This window comes from Desulfosarcina ovata subsp. ovata, assembly GCF_009689005.1.
Lineage (GTDB): Bacteria > Desulfobacterota > Desulfobacteria > Desulfobacterales > Desulfosarcinaceae > Desulfosarcina > Desulfosarcina ovata.
Genome location: NZ_AP021879.1, coordinates 1201192 through 1220749, shown reverse-complemented (window position 1 = coordinate 1220749; position 19558 = coordinate 1201192). Strand labels below are relative to the sequence as shown.

14 protein-coding genes and 1 pseudogene are annotated in these 19558 nt (G+C 46.7%); 11 read left to right on the top strand and 4 right to left on the bottom strand.

The window, feature by feature from the left end; all coding sequences use genetic code 11:
- The first annotated feature begins 20 nt into the window (after nucleotides 1-20).
- The 5 genes from GN112_RS05385 (at nucleotide 21) to GN112_RS05365 (ending at nucleotide 4860) form a co-directional block, all read left to right on the top strand.
- Nucleotides 21-767, top strand: coding sequence for a DUF2162 domain-containing protein (locus GN112_RS05385; protein ID WP_155309293.1), 747 nt, complete (start codon nucleotides 21-23; stop codon nucleotides 765-767).
- Nucleotides 764-1405, top strand: coding sequence for a MotA/TolQ/ExbB proton channel family protein (locus tag GN112_RS05380; protein WP_231716940.1), 642 nt, complete (start codon nucleotides 764-766; stop codon nucleotides 1403-1405). Before GN112_RS05385 ends, GN112_RS05380 begins: the two co-directional genes overlap by 4 nt.
- A complete protein-coding gene (locus GN112_RS05375) occupies nucleotides 1374-1739 on the top strand; it encodes a DUF2149 domain-containing protein (protein WP_155309292.1) in 366 nt (121 codons plus the stop codon). Before GN112_RS05380 ends, GN112_RS05375 begins: the two co-directional genes overlap by 32 nt.
- A 93-nt stretch (nucleotides 1740-1832) precedes the next feature.
- Nucleotides 1833-3854, top strand: coding sequence for a helical backbone metal receptor (locus GN112_RS05370; RefSeq protein WP_162458792.1), 2022 nt, complete (start codon nucleotides 1833-1835; stop codon nucleotides 3852-3854).
- 220 nt (nucleotides 3855-4074) lie between these two features.
- Nucleotides 4075-4860, top strand: a complete 786-nt coding sequence (locus tag GN112_RS05365; protein WP_155309290.1) for a sirohydrochlorin cobaltochelatase — start codon at nucleotides 4075-4077, stop codon at nucleotides 4858-4860.
- A gap of 131 nt (nucleotides 4861-4991) precedes the next feature.
- On the opposite strand, the gene GN112_RS05360 is transcribed toward GN112_RS05365, so the two are convergent.
- On the bottom strand, nucleotides 4992-6065 hold the full coding sequence (locus GN112_RS05360; protein ID WP_155309289.1) for a metallophosphoesterase family protein: 1074 nt from the start codon (nucleotides 6063-6065) through the stop codon (nucleotides 4992-4994).
- A 107-nt stretch (nucleotides 6066-6172) separates the two neighbouring features.
- Between GN112_RS05360 and GN112_RS05355 the strand changes: the two genes are divergently transcribed.
- Nucleotides 6173-7438 carry an IS4 family transposase gene (locus GN112_RS05355; protein ID WP_155309288.1) on the top strand — a complete coding sequence of 422 codons (1266 nt, stop codon included), beginning with the start codon at nucleotides 6173-6175 and terminating at the stop codon, nucleotides 7436-7438.
- Here GN112_RS05355 and GN112_RS05350 read toward each other — a convergent pair.
- Entirely contained in the window at nucleotides 7413-7940 is a 528-nt protein-coding gene (locus tag GN112_RS05350; RefSeq protein WP_155309287.1) for a hypothetical protein, read from the bottom strand. The genes GN112_RS05355 and GN112_RS05350 overlap by 26 nt on opposite strands.
- A 64-nt stretch (nucleotides 7941-8004) precedes the next feature.
- Entirely contained in the window at nucleotides 8005-9207 is a 1203-nt protein-coding gene (locus GN112_RS05345) for a YibE/F family protein (protein WP_162458791.1), read from the bottom strand.
- Nucleotides 9208-9439: 232 nt separating this feature from the next.
- Between GN112_RS05345 and GN112_RS34205 the strand changes: the two genes are divergently transcribed.
- Complete coding sequence (locus GN112_RS34205) at nucleotides 9440-10357, top strand: alpha/beta hydrolase (protein WP_155309285.1); 918 nt, start codon at nucleotides 9440-9442, stop codon at nucleotides 10355-10357.
- 186 nt (nucleotides 10358-10543) lie between these two features.
- On the opposite strand, the pseudogene GN112_RS34200 reads toward GN112_RS34205, so the two are convergent.
- Nucleotides 10544-10975, bottom strand: a pseudogene (locus tag GN112_RS34200) (glycosyl hydrolase family 17 protein); the annotation flags it as partial.
- A gap of 828 nt (nucleotides 10976-11803) precedes the next feature.
- Here GN112_RS34200 and GN112_RS05330 point away from each other — a divergent pair.
- From GN112_RS05330 to GN112_RS05315, 4 genes are read left to right on the top strand one after another with little or no spacing between them, the layout of a single operon-like run.
- Nucleotides 11804-13807, top strand: coding sequence for a hypothetical protein (locus GN112_RS05330; RefSeq protein WP_155309283.1), 2004 nt, complete (start codon nucleotides 11804-11806; stop codon nucleotides 13805-13807).
- Nucleotides 13808-13852: 45 nt separating this feature from the next.
- On the top strand, nucleotides 13853-14983 hold the full coding sequence (locus tag GN112_RS05325; protein WP_155309282.1) for a hypothetical protein: 1131 nt from the start codon (nucleotides 13853-13855) through the stop codon (nucleotides 14981-14983).
- Complete coding sequence (locus GN112_RS05320; RefSeq protein WP_155309281.1) at nucleotides 14980-17142, top strand: NACHT domain-containing protein; 2163 nt, start codon at nucleotides 14980-14982, stop codon at nucleotides 17140-17142. Before GN112_RS05325 ends, GN112_RS05320 begins: the two co-directional genes overlap by 4 nt.
- A complete protein-coding gene (locus GN112_RS05315; protein WP_155309280.1) occupies nucleotides 17139-19376 on the top strand; it encodes a HEAT repeat domain-containing protein in 2238 nt (745 codons plus the stop codon). The genes GN112_RS05320 and GN112_RS05315 overlap by 4 nt, the downstream gene beginning before the upstream one ends.
- The last annotated feature ends 182 nt before the right edge of the window (nucleotides 19377-19558 follow it).

Below are 19558 nucleotides of genomic sequence, written 5' to 3'. Positions count from 1 at the left end.
AAAGATCAACGTGAGGCCTTATGCTTTATAAAAGTCTGATTCTTGGCGTCCTTTTCAGTATCGGCATTTTTGCCGTTAAAAGCGGCGTGGGCATCGCCTATGTGGTGTGGGGACAAAAGAGGAAAGCCCTCGTTGTTCGTGGCATCACGCTGTTTGCGCTCAGCTATGCCCTGGTTTTCGGCGCGGCGGCAATGATTCTGCCCCGCCTGGATCCGGTCAGCCACCTGCCGGCCGTTCAGGCATTTATTCAGTCCGGAATGATCGTTCATCTGATCATGGCCGGCCTGATGATGGGCTGGGGCATCGCTTTGCTCATACATGGCGACCCATCGCATTCATCGAGCCATGGATGGCTGATACTGGTACTGCCCTGCCCGGTGTGCATCACGGTAATTTTGCTTTCCAGCGGATTCCTGATGGCCTGCTTTCCGGACCATCCGTTGGCGTTGAACGTGTTGCTCTATCTCGTCTTCATGATGATCAGCCTGGCCACCTCCGGCGTGGTTCGCCGCTATGGCCGTCTGTCCGGCATGTCCCCCGATATGTTTCTGGGTGGCGTCATGCTTCTGCTGTCACTCTACTTTATCGTTTCGGTAACGGTCATGCCCCAGTTTGCCGACCTGGACAAGGTGTATCGCATGGCCAGCTACGATGCCGGCCGGCCTCCCCGGGAGATCTTCCAAACGGTGAGTCTTGCCATTTGCACTGCGGCCGCTTTTGCAGCCGGTTTTCTTTTTACCACCCGAAAGACAAGGAGTACGCCATGATTGATCTGGGCGCAATGCTCAAGACCTTTATCTATCTGATCTCCTCCAGCTTGCTTTATCCCGTGCTGTTGCTGCTGGTGGGCTTGACCCTGGTGATCATCGTTTATGGCGGATCGTTTTTTGCCGAGTGGCTGGAGCGGATACGCCTGAAACCCTGCGCTCCGCAGTCGCTTCCACAGCTGCTCAAAAGCGGGCAGCCGTCAACGTCGGTGAGCCACCGGGTGAATCGTTATGTCCGCGCCCTGCAGCAGATCCGACGCCAGGACGGCGATGTTGAGGTCAGTGTCGAGAATCTGCTACAAGAGACGAGCCTGAGACTCTGGAAATCCATGGACCGGTTGCGGATCCTGGTGCGGGCGGCCCCCTCCCTGGGGTTGATCGGAACGCTGATTCCCATGGGAACCGGGCTGGCGGCATTGGGGCAGGGTGACATGACCCGGCTGACCACGGATCTGGTGATCGCTTTCACCACCACCGTGGTGGGGCTGGCCATCGGAACCATAGCCTTTTTTCTTTACACGGTCCGGCGACGCTGGATCGAGGAAGATATCAAAAACATGGAACTGGCCACCGACATGCTGATGCCGGACGAGAAACGGGGTGAATATGAGATACTTAAAACCGCGGCGAACCACTAACCGGGGCCGGGCCTTCGGCGACGCGGCGTTCCGCGATGACGATCCCATGACCGGAGTGGCCAACCTGTTCGACATCGGCCTGGTTTTCATTGTGGGACTGCTGTTGACCCTGTTTAGCGCCTACCGCCTCCAGGATCTTTTCGACCAGACGTCGGAGATGACCATCATGAAACAGAAAGCCTCGGGTGAGATGGAGATCATCACCAAAAAGGGCACGACCATCAAGGCCACCCGGGTGACGCGCGAGGCGGCCAAAGGCAGGGGCAACCGTCTGGGCGTGGCCTACCGCCTGGAGGATGGCTCGATGGTGTATGTGCCGGATGGTGAGCAGTGAATGGTGAGGGGTGATGGAAGAGTAATGGGGCGTTGTCTTCTTCCGGTCGGCGAATGGAATGCTTTGCAATAGAAGTATGTGGAGATGCATGGGATGAAAATTGGACGGTATGGTAAGCGACTGTTGCTGCTGGCCCTGATCGGCTGGCTTTTTCTGAATACGTCGGCGTGGGCGAACCCGATCGATTTGACCGATGATGCCGGCAACGTCATCCATTTGGATAAGGCTCCCCAAAGGATCGTCTCCCTGGTACCCTCGGCAACGGAGATCATTTTCGCCATCGGTGGTGGAGCGCGGGTGGCCGGGATCACCCATCACAGCAGCGCGCTTCGCGGTGCTGCCGACAAGCCTGTCGTGGGTGGGTTTTTCTCTCCGTCACGGCAGCGGATCATGGCCTTGAAGCCCGATCTGATCATCGCCTCGTCCCTGAATGCCAAACGGATTGGCGCACCGGATAACGGCATCCCGGTGCTGGTGCTGAATATCCGCAAGATGGCGGATGCCTTTCGACATATCCGGCTGATGGGTGACATCCTGGGCCGAAAGGCGGAAGCAGGGGCGCTGGTTGAGAAAAACCGCCGTCAGCTGGACCTGATCGCACGGAAAGTGGCCGGTATCCCGCCTGACCGGCGCAAGCGGGTGATGCGCCTGATGGGTGGCGGGCCGATCATGACGCCGGGGAACGATTCGTTCCAGAACGAGATGATCCGCGCCGCCGGCGGGATTGCCCCGGACTTCGGCCAGGCCGGCGGTGTCGTACCGGTCTCCCGTGAACAGTGGACCGATTTCAACCCCCAGGTGCTTTACGGCTGTGGCTGGGATTTGAAGGCCGATGACCCGATTTTCGAGCAGGAAGGCTGGAACCAGGTGGATGCGGTTCGGCAACATCGGATCCACGGATTTCCCTGTGCGCTGACCTGCCGGGCCGGCGTTCATCTTGGCGATTTCGTTGCCTGGCTGGCCTCGCTGATCTATTCGGAGGAGTTCGCCGATGCCAACCATGAGGTCCTGCCCCGTCAGGTGCTCGATCGCCGGCCGGTGGCCATTGACCTTAATTGCGTGGCGTCGGCCGTTGTGGCCATCGACGCCATCCACGACTTTCCCAACAAAAGCCTAATCATCGATTTCAAAAGCCCCCGGCGCATTGTTTCGACGCTGGAGGGAGAGCGGGATGGAATTCTGACCGTGGGCAACCACTACACCCCACCGCCTTGCTGGGCCCTGACCCCCATGACCGGACTGGAGGGGCTGCACCAGGAGCTTTACCCGGTGATCGACAGGGAAAAGGCCAGCACGTCGTTTCTCTTCACCGGTGCCGACATGGACAATCTGTCGATCCAAAAAGAGACTTATCGGGAGATGACCGTTTATGCCCTGGTGACCGCCGGCGTGCGCGGCAATGCCTTGCGCATGTCCCGGGATGTGGGCAACTACTACGAGCCGGGCACCATCAACATGATCGTTCTCACCAACCGGCGTCTGACATCACGGGCCATGACCCGGGCGATCATATCGGCTACCGAGGGCAAGACTGCTGCGTTGCAGGACCTGGACATCCGCAGCAGTTATCTGCCACTGACAGCGGCGGCCACCGGCACGGGGACGGACAACATCATCGTCGTCCAAGGCGATGGTGCGGCTGTGGACAATGCCGGCGGGCATTGCAAGATGGGCGAGTTGATTGCCCGGACCGCTTACGCCGGCGTGCGTGAGGCGATATTCAAACAAAACGGAATTGTCGGCCGGCGCAACATTTTCCAGCGGTTGGTTGACCGCCACTTGAGCGTTTTGCAACTGGTCGGCAAGGCCGAGTGCGACTGTATCGACGAAGACCGGGCCTTTGCCGGACGCGTGGAGCAGGCGTTGCTGGATCCAATGGTCGCCGGTTTTCTCGAGGCGGCCTTGGCCATCAGTGATGGGGCGGAAAGGGAAATGGTTGCCGATCTTAAAGCATACCGGGACTGGTGCCTGGATATGGCCGGGCGCATCGCCGGTCAGCCGGTGGACGCACTGATCACCTTTATTGCCGATGAGAAAATTCCCAACGCCCTGGCCATGGCCCTGAATGCGGTCTTCACCGGTGTTGCCCGTGCTCCGCAACTTCAAGCAAACTAAAGATCGGGAATTCTATTAATTGAACAAAATTGCTTGTTCTTGCGTCCGTCTTCCGCGTTGCATCAACGGCCACATACTCCCGGTATGCAACCGTTGATGCGCCTTGAAGACGAACACAAGCCCGGCGCAATTACGTCCAATTAATTTCATCCCCGATCCTAATCTGTCAGCTGTTGACCGCATAATCAACATCAACCCCTGAACGTGACGGAGTCTATGCATGAATGAAAACACCCCCATTGTAATGGCCGCATTCGGCACCACCTCCCGGGCCATGGAGACCTACAGTTTTATCGACACGGCCGTGAAGGCGGCATTCCCGGGCCATCCGGTCAAATGGGCTTATACGTCGCGGATGGTACGGGCGCACATGAAACAGCGTCATCGGGCCAACATGAAGAATCCCCAGCAGGTCCTGGATGCCCTGGCCGAACAGGGGAATCCGTGGGCCGTGGTGCAGTCCCTGCACCTGATCAGCGGCCATGAGTTTTACCGGCTGGTGGATGACGTTCGCCAATGCGGGGTTCGCACCAGCATGGGATTGCCGTTGCTGACGTCGCCGGAAGATTACCAGCGAACGGCGACCGCGATCCTTGGTGGCGTAGCCGCCGGCAATGGTACGGCAACCGTGCTGATTGGCCATGGTACGGATCACCCGGCCTGGACAGCTTACCCGGCCCTGGGACAAATTCTCAGCTCTTCCGGAAGCAATGTTCATGTGGCCACCATCGAAGGCGAGGCGGATATGGACACAACCGTTGCCGCCGTGCTGCGCTGCGGTGCCAAGCGGGTTCATCTGTTGCCGTTGATGCTGGTGGCCGGCGTGCACCTGCAGGAGGATATCGCCGGTGATGAGGACTCTTGGAGAAGTGCTTTTGAAGCGGCCGGTATAGCGGTCAGTGTGGAAACACAGGGGCTTGGGAAAAATGCGGCGATTATCGATATTTTTATCCGGCATATCCGCGACGCGCTGGCGATTGTTCCGGAGTCCGCATCATTGGCGTAATTCGCATCGACAGGGAATTCCCAACAGTTGGTTTTGGGCGCGAAATAGTTGTATCAAGGCGGGTAACGGTAAAAAAGGGGGGGCGTCCACCCCACTGCAACCAGTCGCAGGGTGGACGCAAAAAAGATAAATTATTGTTTGGCTAATGATGACCGCCCTTGATGATGATGGCCTCTGTTGAAGTCATCTGTCTTAATGATCGAGTAGGTATCAACCCTTTCACCGGTATCTACGCGATAGGCAGAAACGGTAAGGGTAGATCGGTTAACTTCAACGTTGAGATAGGTTGGGGTTTCCAGCTGCTCGTAGGCAGCCAGATAAAGATTGGTATAGCCTTCAATATAAGTGAAGTCGTAGTATTTGCTGCCGCTGGCGGAGTTGGCGGTAAAGTACACGGTTCCTTCCGGATTCAGCACTTTTCCCTCCCCGATATACTGCAGATCCTCCTCGGCCACCTCTCCGATCAGATCCACACATGTCGTTTGTTCCTGACCATCCCTTCCTGTGGATGTATAGCACGCTTTGTCCAAAACATCACCGCCAGAGAGTTGATAGCTTCGGGCATAGAAATGGTCATGCCCTGACAGAACGACATCGATATCATATTGATCGATGACAGGGTACATGCTCGTCCTGAGGTCATTCACATCGTCAACATGACGGGCTGAACTGTAAATCGAATGATGGAAGACCACCACTCTCCATTTTGCCGTGGGATTGGCTTCAATGGCTTGTGCCATGAACTCGTCGTGCGACAGGGCGCTGCTGTTATTGGTATTCAACACCATAAACAGAGTGTCGCCGTAAGTAAACCAGTAGTCGCCGCCGCCGTTGGTATAACCTAAGGGGTCTGTTGAACCGTCGGGAACGATCTCGTTGGAAACGTTGAAATGATATGCGTAGAGCTCGCTCGTGTCATGGTTGCCGATGGCAGGGGCAAAGGGGACCGAAGTGAGCTCTTCCGGGCTGAAAAACCCGTCGTACTGAGAATCCGAAGTGGAACTTTCCACCTGGTCGCCGGCGCTTAAAATGAAGCTGGTGTTTTCAAAGTTGGTCAGGGCTGCCGTTACCGTTTCCACCCAACCCGCAGTGTCACTCTCCTCGTCTCTGCTGGCGCCGATCTGGGGGTCGCCCACAAAGATAAAATTGTAATTGTTTTTGTTTTGAGTGTTGAGTTTGTGGATGTCGCCAATACCGTTCGGCATACATATTGCCGTAACATCTTGTTATTAAAATAAAAAATAGCGCTGGACAAAAAGATCGCTTTGTGTTTTAATCATGGTGGGTACAATTAATTAACCAGGAGGTCTCCATGAGCGAACACATCGACAAAAATGTTTTTCAAACAATTCTATCACCGGTGCTACCATTGATTGAGGTTACTCAAAATAGTCTCCATAATGATTTGGACACTTACAAGCTTTCATTATCATCGTTCACCACAAATTTGCTTTTTGGAATAATAACCAGAATTAAAAGCGTTGGACAAATCGTCACTGAGATCAAAACATCACCAACTGCTAAGGCATTAGGATTGGTCGTCGCATCGAAGTCTATGTATAATGAAGCGTTTAATCGTTATCCCCCAGAAATATTTAAAGATATATTCCATCAGTTGGTAAAAGAATTGGATTTGCATAAAATTCCGGAAATCAGTCATCTTGGAAAAATGCTAATTGTAGATGGTTCGCTTTTTCCGGCCATTTCCAATATGGCATGGGCTTGTTACAAGAAAACCGCTAATGCGATCAAAATGCATTTATCTTTTGAACTCAACCGAATGATTCCAACCGAATTTATCAGTACGGAAGGTAACTTTTCCGAAAAAGAATTTGTTAAGCAAATTCTTCGCGAAGGCATTACATATGTCTGTGATCGAGGCTATATCGCTTTCAATCTGTTCAAGCAGATATCCGACAGCAATGCATTTTTTATTATTCGCGGAAAGTCGAATATGACGTACACTGTAAAAGAGTGTCTCACTGCCACCGTACCGGATACATTCTTGAAATTTTTCAGTGACATCACAGATTCAAATATAATATTCAATAGCGATGAAAACAAAGCAAGTTATCGTATTGTTAGCTTTACGGCTATGGGCGAAAACTACATTTTGATCACAAACAGAAATGATTTGACAACTTACGAAATTATAATGCTTTACGCTTACAGGTGGCAAGTGGAACTTTTTTTTCGCTTCATAAAAAGAACCTTCAAGGGAATTCACTTAATGAGCCAATCTCCTCATGGCGTACAGATACAATTCTACTTGTATATGATTGCTTATCTATTGTTATTATCATTCAAACAAGATACGGAAATAATAAGCAGAGAAAATGAAAAAGATGAGCATGAATCTGAAGAAAATAATAAGAACGAAACCTTGCTAACTTCATCTTCATGCTCCAATTCAAATGCAAAAAGACCATATGTTTGCGGGTTAGTAACTCTTCTTGGAGAAAAATTAAAACAGTTTTATAAAATTGGTCTTCACTGGTTATTAGCAGTAAAAAATAATTTGTTAGAAATATTTGATGTGAATATCGCCAAAGTTATTGCTCAATACTCTTATCAATGACTGTGCCGAACAGTATTGGGATGTCGCTGAAAATCTCGCCATTACCCACGACATAGGTATATTTGGTGTTATTCTTCACATTCGTCATAGTGACTTTACAGGCATAGATTTCGGTGTCATCTTCTTCAGTGTCATCAGTATCCGAGGAAGAACCGCCAGGCTCCCCAGGACCGCTTTCTTCCACAACGACGATCTCATATTCGCCTTGATAATAATTCATACATTTAGAGTGGTTCCCATTTTTTAGCGCGCCCTTATAATAGTTAGCGGGATTCGTGCATTTTCCTCCTTTCAGCCCGCCTTCATTGCAAACTACGAGCTGAGGAATATCGGTCGGTGTGGCGGTAAACCAGGTAAAGTTCAGTTCAGTTTCATTGCTTCCTGGCTGGATTGTAAGGTTGTAGGCCTCATACTCGTCATCCGAAGCGACAACGGCACCGGGAATACTCAGTACAAGGACGGCGAATAAGAGCAGTCCAACTCCCATCAGTTTTTTGTTCATTTGTTTCTCCCCTTTTTCTTTTTGTTGATGTCACTTCAGTATGCGTCTGCATATTGAAACGGGTCTACACGCAGCCGCCTGTGCTGCAAGCACTGTGTTTTTCTAAGATTCTGGCCGTTATGGCCGCCGTCAGAGGGATCGTCAGAACCACGGCCATACTTCCGGACAACGCCTGTGCGATCTCAATGGCAACAAAATTTGAATTGATAAGATGGTTGTATTGAACAGAATAAAAATGAAGGACAATGATAGTTGACAAGGCTGCGCCCGCAAAGGCTAATATCAGTGTATTGGACATGGTGCCGATCATGTCCTTGCCGACATTCATCCCCGCCTTGAAAAGCTTCATGGCACCGAAATCGGGCATATTGGCATGCAGTTCGTTGATGGCCGAAACGATGGAGAGCGCCGTATCCATGACGGCTCCCATAGAAGCGATCAGAATGCCTGCAAACAGAATATTTTCAACCCCCAAGCCTGTTTTCTGCCGGATAAACAGCAGGCTTTCGGCCTCTTCCAGGTTGAAGCCCGAAACATGCACCAACTTGCTGAAGATAAGCAGAATAATCCCGGAAAGGATGACGCCGCTGGCGGTTCCCATAATGGCGCAAAAGGTTTTCTTGCTGATGCCGTTGAGAAAGATCATGTTCGCGGAGGTCACAAGGATCACCAGCCCGATAGCCACCCATACCGGAGAATATCCCCGCATGATGAGCGGCAAAAATATGAGCAGAATGCAAACGAAGGTGTAAATCAGGCTCAAGCACGACATCAGCCCCTTTTTTCCACTGACAACAACCATCGTTAACAGAAAGACAAGTGCGAATAGATAAATATATGGGGCTCTGTCATAGTTATAGACACGGATCTTAAACTTGCCGGAATCCAGTTCATCAACAATGACGGTGAGCTTTTGGCCTTTTTGGGCAACGACACTGTTGTAGGTGCTCAAATAATTGCTTGCGGTCAGCGTCTCTCCCTTGTGCTTCCCTGTGAGCATTTTGATCTCGAGTTTCTGATTCCCCACCATAATGTTGCTGGAATAGGTGCTCTTTTTAAGGGATTCGTCAAGAATCGATAAAATCCTGCATTTTTCATAGGTAATAGTGGCCCCGCCCATACCTTTTGAGTACTTGGTGTAATCCATCCGGCTGATGGAAATGATAATTATAGCCGTAAAAAAAATGAGCGCCGCTGAAACAAGAAAACTAAAGCTTTTAAGACTGCTGGCGACAGATTGGATTTTGGCGGACGTGTTCCTGAACATTTTCGGCATCTTTTACATTATCGCTTCGGCAACATGGCTATCTTTTTTTTAAGACTCTTGGTTTTTCGTCCCCCCGGTCCTGCGGTGTTTGGGCTTATTCGAATTGAGGATATATAGAGGGCTTTTGTTAGCATTTGATGAGCATATGGTATATGTGATTTAAAGCGGATGAATGGCCCATGATAAGCGTAAGCCAGACCCGGGATGACAAACCCCGTCAAAAGGAGATATCTTGAACAATCCTGCAGAAAAAGTAATCGACCACCTGCGGTTAATATCGGTTCGAGCCTTCGAATTAATCCATGACCTTGATGCAAGACGCAGGTTGATTGATCAGTATTTTCGAGTCCACCCGTCAACCTCGGAAATACATGGGCAGTGGCATCCGGTAAAAGCAGCTCATATTTCAATGGAATGGGTTATTGCGGACGGTGCCGATCCCAATCGGCGAATCCTCTATCTTCATGGAGGTTCTTGGATCTCTGGTTCTCTTTCCGCTTACCGGGCCCTTCTGTCACGCATTTCCCAAGCAACAGGGGCCGTGGTCCTTTCCGTCGATTATCGTCTGGCCCCTGAGCATCCGTTCCCATCCGGGTTGGATGATTGCATTCAGGCATATCAGTGGATGCGTGAAAACGGCCCGGATAAAAAATCGCCTGCTTTGACGGCGTTTTTGATGGGGGACTCCGCAGGGGGCAATTTGGCTTTGGCCAGCCTTCTAAAAATCAAAGATTTATCGCTACCTCTACCGACAGCCGTTGTTGCCATTTCCCCGGCAACTGATTTTACCGGTAGAAGTCCTTCGCTGGTTACCCGGGCTTCCGTAGACCCGATCATTAATCCGGCCATCCTGCCCGCACTCATCCCTGTTTACCTGGGTAAGAATACGGAACCCACAAATCCGTACGCATCGCCCCTGTTCGGTAATTATGCCGGGATGCCTCCGCTATTGTTGCAGGTCGGTGATTTTGAAGTTTTACTGGATGATTCAACCCGGCTGGCCAAGCATGCTGCCGGGCAGGGGTGCGATGTAGAAATTGAAATATGGGACGGAATGCCACATGTGTTTCAAGGTTTTGCACCCTTTTTGCCTGAAGCCTCTGAGGCGATAAACAAGATTGGTGAGTTTATCCGCAAGTGCGTAACCTGAGCCCGGTTTATAAGTGTAAACGGATTCCAGATAAATTGTGATAGCTTCTTTATTTATTAGATTCCGCCGAGATGTGGCGGAGGTGATAAAACATCCACCACCACCACCACCACCACCGCTTTCGTTACTTTGCGATGAACTGCCGTTGCCGGTATCGTTGCCCTCCCAATATTCATCCAAGGCCGGTTTAGGCGTTCGATCTGAATAAAATAGACCCCAGGATCCACCGACGGTTCCCTCGTCTTCTATTTTCCAGCCTTCGTCGTACGATTCAAAGATAAAATAGGTTATCTGGTAATCACTAGCCAGACGAATAAATTCGTCTAAAAATCTTTTTTGATTAACTTCGCTTGGTACGGCTTCGCCGACGGTGTCTCCGTCGGTCGGCCAGCCTGTCTCCCCGATAATGACCTCTTTCCCCGGATAGGCATCCTGAATCTGGAGGCACCGGTCAATGACATATTGGGCTGCGGATTCAACCGAAATGCCGTCCCAATAAGGATGGATGTGGACAAGGATGAAATCCACGGCCTCTGCAATCGCTTCATGGCTTAAATAGTTGCCATAGGTCCCGGCCGTCGATACGGGAAGTCCGGTTGCCGCCTTAACCGTTGCCATATAAGCCAGCAGTTCGGCTTCGGTTGCATCCCCGCGCAGCAAGACCTCGCTGCCAACGATCAGACCCACTGTGGTTTGGTAGCCCTGGTCGGCAATCTGAATCAGCCGGGAAATGTTCTGATCATTCGCCGCGGCATCACTGGAAATCCAAGCACCGACGTAGGCATCGAGGCCTTTTGCATCGCAGAGCTCGGGAATTTCAAACAGTACATCGTCATTGCCATAGGTCCGAATTCTGGCGGTCAATCCGGAAAGCATGGACAGATCCTCTTCAATTTCGTCAAGACTCGGAAAGGTGCCCCAGTTGGGGCTATCTCCATCCCGGAAAGGCGAATAACAGATTCCATCAAGCGATTGAGACGCAATGTCATCCGCCATGACGATATCAAAAGACCATAGGGCAACCGATGACAGGGCCATCAAAAAACCGATAGCGAGACGAGCTGCTTTTTTTCGATAAAGTCTGAGGCGTTGATTTGGCTTATGAATGAATGCTTTCTTTCCGGTTCTCATGCGTTGCCCCTTTTTAATGTTTTTAACCCTTGTAACCGTCCGCTCTTTTATTGTACTTTTTTTGCCTATCCGAATATTAAGGAAACGAATGGGTCCGGTTGGCGCCGCGGCAATAGAATTTGGTTGTAGGCTTCTCATGGGTAGCTCCAATGCTGTTATGAGTTATTGTGGTCCTGCCTTCTTTCTATGGTATTAATGGGTTGGATGGATGCCCTTGTGACAGTTTTGGTACTATTTTCTGACGAAAAATTTAAAACTCGGACAATCAAAGCGGGAATACTAAAGGGGCAGGCAATAACATCGAGGTGAGAAAATATGCAGTTTTGCTACAATAACCCAAAAAGATGGTTACCGATTTTTTGCCAGGGAACAGATTGTAAAAGCCTTTATCTTGCAGATCTCATCGCTTTGTTTCAGGAAGGCAGCATCAAGGACGGTGACCGTGAAAAACTGCTGCAATGTCTGATTTGCAATTCAGATTTTGTTTGGAAAAAATGGAAATCCATAGTCAGTATATATTCCGAATATGAAAACCATAACCTTAAAAAGAAATCGAAAGACCTCTTGCAAGACGCGTTGCAAGAATTTTTATTTAATTGCCTTCAAGAAGCTAAAAAAACAGTTATTTGGTTTAAATTCGAAGAAATGAAAAGCCATAAAAATGACGATTTTTTTCGGGTTTTTAATAATCAAATGGGCTATCGATTAAGGGGGCGCAGAATAAAATTCGTCAAGGAACAAGTTGTATCTGTATCTGCTTTCATCGATACGGCAAGTGAACTGGATGTATTAAGCACAGATGAAATAGAAGCTATTGAAGCGCTTCCGAGCGAAGAAAAAAAAGCGCTAAACATCATAAAAATATTAAATAATAAAATTTTAAAAGATTTAAAATTCTATAGCCGAACAGAAGGATATCTATCGAAAAAAAATACTGAATTTGACGATTTCACAAAAGATTTATTGATAAAAATAAAAAATATAAAAGAAATAGAATTAGAAACCCGTGTTCAATTTCTAATTGATGAAATTAAAACGCTTTCGGATAAACAAAGAAAGGCGCGACTCATCTTAGAAATATTAAATGAAATAATTATCAACAATGAACTATCGGCAATTGTTACAGAAAATTTTGATTTTACTAAAGATTTGTCGCCACAAACAGAGGAGTGGAAAAACAAAATCTGGGTAGAGGTATACCTATCATTAAAAGATACTGAAATTGACGATTTCACAAAAGATTTATTGATAAAAATAAAAAATATAAAAGAAATAGGAACCCGCGTTCGATTTCTAATAGAAGAAATTAAAGATCTTTCGGGTGAACAAAGAGAGGCGCGACTCATCTTAGAGCGACTCATCTTAGACATATTAAATGAAAAAATTGTAGAAGATGAAAAAAGCTATATCCGAATAAAGGACAAACTATCGGTAATAGATACTGAATTTTACGGTTTCACCAATGATTTATTGGAAAGACTAAAGAATTCAAAAAAAGAAATAGAATTTAAAATCCGTGTTCGATTCCCATCTGTATCATTTTTTATCGATATGGCAAAAGTCCATGATATATTAAGCGCAAACGAAATAGATGAAATTGCAGGGCTTTCTGGCGAGCAAAGAAAGGCGAACCGTATCGTAATTATATTAAATGAAAAAATTTTAAACGATAAAAATTTTTATATCCGAATAAAAGACAAACTCTCTGTAATAGATACTGAATTTGACGATTTCACAGAAGATTTATTGTTGCAAATGGTACAGTGGGAAAACAAATTTCAAACCTTTTTTCGGCCCTTGAATGAAAGACTTATTCTGGAGATTTTCGACAAATCGGTTATCGGGTTAAAGGACCTTTGGGGAATCGATACGGATGCTAATGGAGAAGGCCTTGATCCAAAGATTCCTGAAGCCTCATCTAAGCTATTTACGATTTTATGCCTACTTGAAGATGGTGCTTTTCTCAAGGAAAACCAAGCCGACGTTGAGGTTGAGATATCATTTTTGCGATGCCTTTTGATCGAATACGGACAGCAGTATCGATTCGGGGAATTTGTGCTTGAATCTATCATGGAAGGAAGCGCAAAAACCGCCCGTGCCAGGAGACAAAAGGCTCGTTTTGCAGATCGGATAAAGCAGGATGTAAAAGACGGCGACATCGACAAAAATCATTTTATTTTTAAAAATTGTCACGGCCACCCTTATGCGGACCTATTATGTACGGATGAAGGGCCGGCCTTCATTGTAAACGGCATTGAGAAGGCACTTTATTTTAAACGCATTGAGTTGACGCAACATGACGTCGAACGATTACGGTAATCAATGATCACGGTCCGATACCAGGATAGTTAAAAGGAGTCATGAATGAACTCAAAACCTATGGATGGTATGAATATGTCTCCTGAAGATTTCGTTCTCAGCGGCAATATCCGGCACAAGGCCATGATCATAGAGGACCTCATAGAAGATGGACTCGATTTTTTGCCGCGGATTGGAGACTGGGTAGCAAAAGTGCTGGTGCTTGAAGTCGAAAAAGAAAACGGGCTGTCGGCAGCACCGGTACTGGGCCCGCATGCCGAGTATTTAATCCGCATCGTAAAAGCCGTTGCAAAAGATGTTCATCGACAGGATGTCAGAGAGATGCTCGGCCGGCTGTATCAAGATAGCATTGAACGCAGCGGCCTTCACTATGCGTTGGAAGGGTGTATGATCGCAGGCATCGATGATGAGCTTGACGATGTTCGACAGTGGGCGCTGGCAAATTTGCAGGCAAAGGGACGAATCGACCCCTCAACGGACATGCAGGCATTTCTGGTCGATATTTTAGCCGGTGATGAGATCCCCTATTATCTCAAGCAGGACACGGCGCTGGTGCTCGGCGCCACGGGTACCGAAAAGGCAAAAATCGCATTGGCGCATCTTGCCGCCAAACTGATTCTCGATCCCGGGAAAAGCCCGTACGATCAAATCGTCAACAACGCGCTTAAAGAGAGTGTGGCGCAGGGGCTCGGCCTGACCGGGGATGAGGGCGTGGTCAGACGGCTGACGGCACTCCAAATTTTTTGCGATGACATGGAGGTAAAAAATGCGGCGCGAAATGCAATAAAGAGAATTCGAATGGCGGCCGAAAAAAACCGGCGGTCTTCGGAACCTGAACAAAAAGCAAGCGCATTGTGTCCTTCGGAAACATCGCGCCGATATATGATCGCAGCGTCCGATTTCAAAAAATCCGGCATCATCATGGCGTTGGACGAGACCGGCAGCTATGAGTTCGAGCTTGATGTTGAACAAGCTCCGGCCCGGATCTTTCTTCACAGCACCACCGAGTCATCCGTCCCACGCCAGTTAAGGATCACGCTGATCACCAATCTTGAAGATACCCCTGAAATAGCGTGCACGTTGCAACGGCGAAAAGACGATCTGGAAATGTATGGTTACCTGGATGTGAAGCTGGCAACCGACTCGGTTAAACGCATAACGGTGGATTCGCATTGAAAATTTATGACTCGATTCAGGCGTGGCAAAGACATCTGCACAGTATCCGCGATTTCATAAACGGCGAAAACATCCGGACCCGATATGAAGCACCGCTCTCACCGATTGCCTTTCCGATTATCGTGGGCGAGGCATACGATCGCTTCGGAGCCATGGCTTTTTTTACCCATGGCGTCGATTGTTCTCTGCAGGACGCCGGAACCTTCAAAATGACCGTCGGTGACCGGAAGACGAAATTTACAAGCTCGAACACGGACATCAACATCCATATTGCTTCTTGTGTGGAAAGACTGCTGGGCCAAGCCTATCCTGTTTCGGAAAAATTTCTTTCATTTGAGATAAATCCGTCTGTTAATTCCGGGATTACCGGGCTCGATCTGGAAAGCCCTCAGTACCGTATCGAGGGGGGGTCGTATAACCTTGCCTTTTTGATGCATGCGCTGCTCGATCCCATCCAGAATGCGCTACCATCGGATATTGCCTTGACGGGCAAGCTCGCGCAAAACGATTGCGGAGATTTTATCATCGACCCTATCGAAGACCTGGAGCAAAAAATATATGCCGTTGCCGCTTACAAAGTTGACAAATTCTTTATCCCGCATGGAAATGTGAAAGAGATCGCAGCATATGAAACACCGGATGGGAAATATGCCATCGATAAAGGTGACGCCCGCCTGGAGATTATACCGGTCAACACACCCGACGAGGTGTTAAAAAAACTTTTTGGTAACAACTGGTTTGAGCTACCGGATTTCAGAAGCGTTTATGATATTAAATACATGCTACAGCAGGAAATATTAAGTTCTAATTTTGTTAGAATCAAAAACATCCTGGGTAAGAGAGATGAACGATATGTTGATATGGGCAACTACGTTAAACTCCAAATAATGGCGGATCAAAAAGAGACAAAAACTCCTTGCCAAACGAATTCTAAAAAAAGTGATGAGGATAACAAAAAACCTGATAAAAAGCGGCAAGAAATAAAAAATCAATCAATACTGCCTTCATCGCTCATCGGCCAGTTTGGGCGCGCGAAAGACGGCAAAAAGGTATTGATTGTCGGTGGGGCGGGATCAGGGAAAAGCACCTTGATTCGAAAACTTCTTCTTCAACTTTGCAATGAAGAATTTAAAAATGCGAAACATCTTATTCCTGTTTACGTTGAGATGGGTCACCTTCTGGAAAAAGATATCAATTTTATTGATACCATTATAAAATCATTTTTAAACCACATGGAGACAGAAAAAGGCCCTACCGATTTTTCTCATCCTTCCGTTTATCTCAATTATTTAAAAAAATATAAACAGTTGGGAAATGCTATTTTCCTGCTGGATGGGTATGATGAATTGTTAGAATCGGATGAAATATTTAAAATCGGTTCCTTACATAATGTAATCATTACATCCCGACATTTAGTTTTCGATTTGGAAGACGCAGCAAAATACGTGGTACAACCGCTTGAGGGCAAAGCCATTAACGCCTTAACATATAACTATTTAAAAAATTATGAAAAACGGAAAAAAATTGACCGATATCTTGAATCCCAGGAGAAGACCGGAATCAAAAACTATTTTAATAATCCTCTTATGTTATCTATAATCGTAGACGTCCTGCAGACCGATAATGTCGATATTCCCCGCGAAAAGATGACCCAAACGCAACTTATAGCCAGCGCCGTTAAAATACTCGTAGAAAAAGCTGAACAAGACCAAGGTCACTATTTTCGCATATGGTGCGGTACTAGGACGATGGAACTCGCGAATGTTTTCTTCAGAAAATTGGCTGAAAAATCTTTCTATAGATCAGCAATATATGAAGAACGTCTTGGAGAAGAACTGGACAAACTGATAGACGGTAAAAAAATACATAAACTTGGCCGCAAGGCCACCAATAAAATCTACCGTGAGCTGATTACAATTTTAACCGCGGGGATCGGAATTATAGAGCCTTCCGGGAATAATGAATACCGGTTTTTTCATCAGATTTTTCATGAATATTTTGTGGCAAAGTATGTAGTAGATGAGATATCTGACAATCCTGTTGATTTTAAAAATTGGATAAATGCGCATAAATTCGATCTACGTTATGAGATGGTTTTTCAGTTTATTGCAGGTCTGCTTGATATATCATTCTTTGAACAAAGACGCCAGGAAAAATGATTAGAAAAAAAATACGTTTGTTTCTAAAAACCATTCTCGAACCGCCAATTGATGAATACGGAGCATACAATTCTATCCTTGCTCTTAAATGTGTTAAAGAAATGGATAACTTTGATGACATTGGAGTATTAGAGAAATATCTTATCCAAGAACTGGAATGCAAATTTGATCTTATCGATCTTATTGATATTTTAGTTTACACGGGAATGTCCAAAACGATAGAAAATATATTGGTTAAAATCGGTGATGATTGCTACCCATCTGGATTAGATAGATTAGATAGAATTGGTCGCCCTAAAAATTTCTTGCGTTGGCTGGAAAGAATTAATGAGAAAGAACGAATCCTAAAAGTAGCCCAAATAAATTTGGATTCAAAAAAATATATAGAAACTTCTAAATTTAAGAAACCCGACATCAATTTTGATGTGAATGTCAGAGAAAAATTAACCAAAGCGTTGGCCTGCGTAGGTTCAAATGGAGCGATAGATGTTCTTGGTGAAGCACTTCGGGATCCAGTTAACAGCGTTAGCAGTTTAGCTGTCGAAGCATTGTACAGAATGGGTTCAGATCGGGCTGTGGATGAACTCGTAAAAGGAATGGATTTTTTTAATTTTAATCGATGTCTTTTCAATGAACCCATCGAGGCATTGAGCAAAATAGGATCTAACAGGGTTGCTCACGCCCTTGTTCGCCATATATTGAATCATAATAAAAAAGGAACAGCAGATAATTCGGGGACACCTTTAAAATCTTTAGACTCTTTAGTGCCGACAAATGACCGGGAGAAGCATTTAAGAAAGCTGCCGCCCGAAACAGATTTCGACAGGGCTGTGGATGTGCTCATCCATGGGTTAATGGAAGGGCGGAGTCTATTCGACAGGTACAGTTCTGATATGGTGCTGAGACTGATTGTCTCAAACACATCCATAGATGTTTTGGTTGAAGCCATAAGAATCGGCAACGGTTCTGTGGCTAAAAAAAGTTCCGCAGCGAGAAATTTATTGATATTTTATGATCAATCATTTCCATCTGTTAGAGAGATCTCAGCAAATGCGTTATGTGCGATCGGTTCTGATAAGGCCTTGGATGCTTTAATTAAGCTTCTGGAGGACAGTGATCCGGAAGTTCGACGTGTTTCAGTTAGAACTTTAGGACGCATGGGATCAGAAAAGCCTCTGGAAGTTTTAATAAAACTATTAATGGATGATGAGGATGATTGGGTTCGGGAAACAGCAGTTGAAGCCCTGGGGGAAATAGGCTCCGTTACATCGGAAGATACACTGATAGGTCTCTTACAAGATGATAGTAATCAAATTAGAGCCGAGGCGGCTACGGCTTTAGGTAAAATAGGCTCAAAAAAATCAGAAAAAACACTGATCAATCTTTTACAAAATGGTGAGGACTGGGTTAGAGGGATAGCGGCTGAAGCGCTGGGGAAAATAGGCTCCAATAAGTCTGAAGATGGCTTAATGAAATTATTGAGGAATAAAAATGAAAAGGTTTGTAGTAACGCAGCTGTAGCACTTTGTAGAATAGGATCAAATAAGGCCGTAGATGCCTTAATAAAATTTTTGGGAGATGGGGATGAACAGGTTTGTAGTAACGCAGCCGTAGCACTTATGAAACTTTTGGATGATAGTGAAGGTTTGGTCAGCTGTGAATTTTACGAGAATATTCACAACATAGAATCCGAAAAGGAAATAAATGCATTGATAAAATGTTTTGTCGAACTTGGCGCAAAAGCTCGTCGTAAATCAGCCAGGATCATAGGCAAAACAGATCCGAAAGTAGCAGTCAATGCCCTAGTAAAGATTATTGAGGAGGATCGTGATGATTTCCGGGTTGATGCGGCAGCTGATGCTTTAGGTATCATCGGCACTGATGATGCGGTTAACGCTCTAATCAAGAAGTTAAAAGATGATGATGCAAATTGCTATCATTGCGCATATTCACTTGGAAAAATTGGTACGGACAAGGCAATCGATGCATTATTCACTTCCTGGAAAATGGCTGTAGGCATTAAAAAGGAAATTTTGACCGATGCATTTATACATATGGGAAACCCTTTAAAGATCATATCTTATTTTAATGATAGAGATTTCAATAACTTTTTTCGAAAATATGCTTTGAAAACAAAGACGCCTTTTTATAAGAAACGGGGGAAATGGTTTTATTTCGATCAAAAACTTCACCAGGAAATAGCAATTTTTCAAACCGACGGTAATCTCGATTAATATACATTTCATCCTTCCTGGGGTTTTCCACACGCGCCACACATCCGATCCAAGCCTTTCACAATCATTTCGAGTCTCCTTCTCTTAAATTATTCAAATCCGCATCACGGCCTGCTGGCGGCATGTCGGCCCAGCGAGTATTCATCCGTTTTTACAAGCAAATAAGCGCAACTTGAATACGT